The sequence below is a fragment of the Propionivibrio sp. genome, assembly GCF_041441355.1.
Taxonomy (GTDB): domain Bacteria; phylum Pseudomonadota; class Gammaproteobacteria; order Burkholderiales; family Rhodocyclaceae; genus Propionivibrio.
This window is the reverse complement of sequence record NZ_JASDTF010000012.1, coordinates 1-3,667: the sequence shown is the minus strand read 5'-3', so window position 1 is coordinate 3,667 and position 3,667 is coordinate 1. Positions and strand designations below refer to the sequence as shown.

Annotated in this window: 5 protein-coding genes; all 5 read right to left on the bottom strand. The window is 65.4% G+C overall.

The annotated features are described in order from the left end of the window. Nucleotides 1-775 (bottom strand): Orn/Lys/Arg decarboxylase N-terminal domain-containing protein (locus tag QMB55_RS04095; protein WP_497587396.1); only part of this gene is annotated, 775 nt, incomplete at its 3' end. A gap of 121 nt (nucleotides 776-896) precedes the next feature. After that, the gene (gene dcd, locus QMB55_RS04090) at nucleotides 897-1,463 is read right to left on the bottom strand and encodes a dCTP deaminase (protein WP_497587395.1); all 567 of its coding nucleotides are present in this window, start codon (nucleotides 1,461-1,463) and stop codon (nucleotides 897-899) included. A gap of 128 nt (nucleotides 1,464-1,591) precedes the next feature. Further along, the gene (locus QMB55_RS04085) at nucleotides 1,592-2,302 is read right to left on the bottom strand and encodes a LysE family translocator (RefSeq protein WP_497587394.1); all 711 of its coding nucleotides are present in this window, start codon (nucleotides 2,300-2,302) and stop codon (nucleotides 1,592-1,594) included. Nucleotides 2,303-2,361: 59 nt separating this feature from the next. Further along, nucleotides 2,362-3,228 (bottom strand): helix-turn-helix domain-containing protein, encoded by an 867-nt coding sequence (locus tag QMB55_RS04080; protein ID WP_497587393.1) that lies wholly within the window; start codon nucleotides 3,226-3,228, stop codon nucleotides 2,362-2,364. A gap of 20 nt (nucleotides 3,229-3,248) precedes the next feature. Next, nucleotides 3,249-3,667 (bottom strand): P-loop NTPase (locus tag QMB55_RS04075; protein WP_497587392.1); only part of this gene is annotated, 419 nt, incomplete at its 5' end.

The following is a 3,667-nucleotide window of genomic DNA, read 5'->3' as shown; positions in this document are numbered from 1 at the left end:
CGACGACGACGATGTCGCCCGGCGCGACGGTCGAGTGCCAGACGATCTTGTTCGAGGTCGAGGTGCCGTTGGTGACGAAGAACAGGTGGTCGGCGTTGAAGATGCGCGCCGCGTTGCGCTCCGAGGCAGCCACCGGGCCGGTGTGATCGAGCAGCTGGCCGAGTTCCTCGACCGCGTTGCAGACGTCGGCGCGCAGCATGTTCTCGCCGAAGAACTGGTGGAACATCTGGCCGACCGGGCTCTTCAGGAAGGCGACGCCGCCCGAGTGCCCCGGGCAGTGCCAGGAATACGAGCCGTCGGCCGCGTACTGGGTCAGTGCGCGGAAGAACGGCGGCGGCAGGCTCTCGACGTAGGCGCGCGCTTCGCGCACCACGTAGCGGGCGATGAATTCCGGCGTGTCCTCGAACATGTGAATGAAGCCATGCAGCTCGCGCAGGACGTCGTTCGGCAGGTGGCGCGAGGTGCGCGTCTCACCGTGCAGGAAGATCGGGATGTCCTCGTTGCGGCAACGGATCTCGGTCACGAAGGCGCGCAGCTTGGCCACCGTCTTTTCGGCCATGCCGCTCTTGAACTCCTCGTCGTCGATCGACAGGATGAAGGTCGAGGCCCGGCTCTGCTGCTGGGCAAAGGTCGTCAGGTCACCGTAGTTGGTAACGCCCAGGACTTCGAAGCCTTCGGTCTGGATGGCGTCGGCGAGGGCGCGGATGCCCAGGCCGGAGGCGTTCTCGGAGCGAAAGTCCTCGTCAATGATGATGACCGGAAAGTTGAAACGCATGCTGAAAACTCCGTGCGGAGAAAGGTGGAAATAGAAAAGCACGCCCGGCGGGATGCAGAAACAGCCCCCGCCGGAGAGTCACGGGAAAGTGCCGGGTGGTCTGCCCGACGTTGAGGAATCTTTAGATTTTAGGCAAGGTCACGCCGACCTGCCCCTGATATTTGCCGCCGCGATCCTTGTACGACGTCTCGCAGACTTCGTCCGACTCGAAAAACAACACCTGCGCGCAGCCTTCGTTGGCGTAAATCTTGGCCGGCAACGGCGTGGTGTTGGAGAACTCGAGCGTCACGTAGCCTTCCCACTCGGGCTCGAAGGGCGTCACGTTCACGATGATGCCGCAGCGCGCGTAAGTGCTCTTGCCCAGACACACCGTCAGCACGTTGCGCGGGATGCGGAAGTACTCGACCGTACGCGCCAGGGCGAAGGAGTTGGGCGGGATGATGCAGTGGTCGGCATTGACCTCGACGAAAGAGTTCGGATCGAAGTTCTTCGGATCGACGATGGTCGAATTGAGGTTGGTGAACAACCGGAATTCGTTCGAGCAGCGGATATCGTAACCATAGCTCGAGGTGCCGTAGGACACGATCTTGCGCCCATCGACGTGGCGCACCTGACCCGGCTCGAAAGGCTCGATCATGCCGTGCGCCTCGGCCATGCGGCGGATCCACTTATCGGACTTGATGGACATCGGAACACCCCTGCGGCAGAAAACGAAAGGGCGCCATTTTAGGCCAAGGCGGCGTCTTGGGGAACCGCTTTAAAGCCCTGAAGGACAAGGGTGAATTCGCCTTCTCGAACCGCAACCGTAGGCCAGCGTCAGCCCCCCCACGCCAGCAGCGCGGCGAGAACGAAGAACACCGCGCCCGTCGCCAACGAAAAACGCCCCGCGTGCGCCGCCATCCGCCCGACGACCGCCGGGTGCCCGGCCATCCGCGCAACGAACATATCCCAGCCCAGCACGACCGAGAACATCCAGACACCATAGCCGAACAGGACCGCAGCATCCGCCGACTCGGCGCCGACAAAGGCGAACAGGCTGGCGTAGAACAGCGCGTTCTTGGGGTTGAGGAGGCCGGATAGAAAACCGGACGAGAACGCGGCCAGCCAATCAGACCGCTCCCGAAACCACCGTTCGCGCGCCCCGGCGACGCGTCCCTGCGCTGGACGCAAATCTCCGGCGCGGGCCGTCGAACGATCTGCCGCCGGGAGCGGAAGGTTGGCAGGCTTGATTTCGACCGCCTCACCGGCGGCACGCACGCAAGCCCAGCCGAGCCAGGCCAAGTACGCACAACCGCCCCAGCGCAAAGCTTCGAAGGCGGCACTGCCCGGCTGCAGCAGGGCAACCCCGGTCACGGCCAGGGCGATATAAACGCCGTTGGCCAAGGCGATCCCGACGCAAACGGCATTCGCCTGACGCCGCCCCTGCCGCAGCGCACTGCGCAGGACCAGGAAGAAATCCGGCCCGGGACTCAGCAAAGCCAGAAAGTGCGCCCCGGCCACCAGAAAAAACTGCTGCCACCCCATCATCACGTCACTCCGCATGAAAAGCGCAGTGTGACGAGGCGAGGCCGCTCGGGTCTTGAACGTTATTGCGCCCGGCGCCGCCCCGCCAGGGCGCGGCGGTAGGCGCCCGGCGTCGCCGCGATGCGGGCCTTGAAGGCGCGCTGAAAATGGCTCTGGTCGGCAAACCCGAGCTGCTGGGCCAGGTCGGCCAAGGGCGCGCCCTCGGCCAGCAAGGCCCGCGCCCGGACGATGCGTCGGTCGGTCTGCCAGGCATGCGGGGTCATTCCCACCACGTCGCGGAAGGCGCGCACGAAATGGTAACGGCTCAAGCCGGCTTGTTCGGCCAGCCAGGAGAGGGGCAAGGATTCGGCACACCGCTCGGCGATCAAGGCCCGCAGCGCGTACATCCGCTGTCGCAGCGGCGATGCGCCGCCGGTTTCGAGCGGCGCGAAATGGGCTGAAGCAATCCGGGCTGAAAAATCGGCGGCAAAAAAGCGTCCTGCGAAGAGCAGGAGCGCCGTTTCTTTTTCGGCCTCGTCGGCCGCTCCGAGCAGGGTCGCGGTCAAACACGACAGCCGGCGATGGAGCGCCTGTGGCGGCACGCTCGTCGGCAGACGCGGCGTCCAGCCGGGCGGCACGGGGTTCATTTCGTCCAGTACGCCGCGCAGCCAGGCCTCGTCCAGATACAGCATCTGGTAACTCCAGGCCTGGCCCGGTAGCGGATTACAGGCATGCACCTCATCGCGCGGGATCAGAACGACGTCGCCGGCCTGCAGGCGGCGGCGGTCGCCCGCCAATGAAAAGTCGCTTGCACCGCGATCGACCGCGCCGAGCGAGAGCGTCTCGTGCGCATGCGGCCGGTAACAGGCCGCACTGTCGCAGGCGCGGCGGCATTCCGCGTAAGCGCCTTGCGCGGGGCGCCAGAACTGCGCGCGCCCTCGGCCGGCCACGTTGCTCCTCGTACTCAGGCTCAGGTGTTCTGCACCACGATGTTGGGGAACTTACCGCTCATGTCCTTGGCCCGTTCGGCGACCTTGACCGCGACGCGACGGGCAATGGCGCGGTAGAGCTCGGCGGCGCGCGATTCCGGGGCGCCGACCACGGTCGGCTTGCCGGCGTCGGCCATTTCGCGGATCGCAAGCTCAAGCGGCAGTGCACCAAGGAACTCGGCGTTGTAGTCGGCGCACATCTTCTCGCCGCCGCCGTGCCCGAAGATGTGCTCCTCGTGGCCGCACTGCGAGCAGATGTGGATGCTCATGTTCTCGACGAGGCCGAGGATAGGGATGCCGACCTTGTCGAACATCTTGAGCCCCTTGCGTGCGTCGATCAGCGCGATGTCCTGCGGCGTGGTGACGATCACCGCGCCGGTCACCGGCACCTTCTGCGCCA

Bases quoted from the DNA above. Each gene is read 5' to 3' on its own strand.
- dcd (WP_497587395.1), bottom strand. From the start codon at position 1,463: ATGTCCATCAAGTCCGATAAGTGGATCCGCCGCATGGCCGAGGCGCAC.
- QMB55_RS04085 (WP_497587394.1), bottom strand. From the start codon at position 2,302: ATGATGGGGTGGCAGCAGTTTTTTCTGGTGGCCGGGGCGCACTTTCTG.